At 66.8% G+C, this 1,259-nt stretch carries 1 protein-coding gene and 1 pseudogene; both read left to right on the top strand.

Annotated features, from left to right (window positions below; genetic code table 11):
- A pseudogene (locus tag Q7U29_RS10995) lies at positions 1–325 on the top strand (NAD regulator); the annotation flags it as partial.
- Positions 326–376: 51 nt separating this feature from the next.
- Positions 377–1,259: DUF2339 domain-containing protein (locus tag Q7U29_RS11000; RefSeq protein WP_304741278.1), on the top strand; the 883-nt coding region annotated here is incomplete at its 3' end.

Below are 1,259 nucleotides of genomic sequence, written 5' to 3' on the forward strand. Positions count from 1 at the left end.
CGTTGCCATGCGCTTCGATCACCGCCGGATTCTCGCCACCGCGATCGCCCGGCTGCGCGCCAAGCTGAAATATCGTCCGGTGGTATTTGAACTTTTGCCGCCCGAATTCACACTTACTGAACTGCAGCGGACCGTGGAAGCGATCTCGGGGCGGCATCTGCACAAGCAGAATTTCCGCCGGCTGGTGGAAGCCGGAGCGCTGGTTGAACCGACCGGCATGATGTCGACACAGACCGGTGGGCGGCCCGCTGCGCTGTATCGTTTCCGTCGTGAAGTATTGCAGGAGCGACCGGCTCCGGGTCTGCGCGTGCGCGGAAGACGCTGAAGATTTTTTGATGCGGTAGGCCCCGACGCCGGGCGATCGCCTGGAGGCTGGATGTTCGATTTGCCGATCGACTTTTTTTCACTGGCGGTTGCCATCGTCGGGCTCATCGTCGCCCGCAAGGCCTTCGATCAGATCGCCGTACTGCGCGCGCGGCTGGATTTGTTGGAAACGCAGGCTTCGCCCGCAGCCGCGACTTCAGTGGCGCCGCCACCTTTGCCCGCCAATGAAACCTGGGTTTCGCCAACGGCGGCAGCCCAAGCCCGGACTGAAACCACCGAAGCAGAGGCGCCTGCGATTCAACCCGAACCGGCGCGGCAGCCCGAAGCGGAAATCCCCGCGTCCGCGCCGCCCCCGCTTCCGCCAGCCGAACCCGGTTTCGAGGAGCGCATCGGCACCCGCTGGGTGGTCTGGGTCGGCGGCCTGACGCTGGCGCTCGGCGGCTTCTTCATGGTGCGCTATTCGATCGAGGCCGGGCTGCTCGGCCCCGGCGTGCGCACCATGCTGGGCGGCCTGTTCGCGCTGGCGCTGCTGGCAGCGGGCGAATGGACCCGGCGCAAGGAAAGCATCTCGGCGATCGAGGCGCTGCCGATCGCCAATATACCGGCCATCCTCACCGCCGCCGGGACCGCGGTGGCATTCGCCACGGTGTACGCCGCCTATGCGCTGTACGAATTTCTGGTGCCCGCCACCGCTTTCGTTCTGCTCGGCCTGGTGGCGCTCGGCACGCTCGCCGCGGCGCTGCTGCACGGGCCGGCGCTGGCCGGCCTCGGCATCGCCGCCGCCTTCGCCACGCCGGTTCTGGTCTCTTCCGAAAAGCCGGATTTCTGGGCGCTCTATATCTATCTGGCCATCGTCACCGCGGCGGCGTTCGGGCTGGCGCGAATCAGGCTGTGGCGCTGGCTTGCGGTCACCACCCTCGCGTTCGCGCTGCTCT

This window comes from Bradyrhizobium sp. (assembly GCF_030654605.1).
In the GTDB taxonomy this organism is placed as follows: Bacteria; Pseudomonadota; Alphaproteobacteria; order Rhizobiales; family Xanthobacteraceae; genus Bradyrhizobium.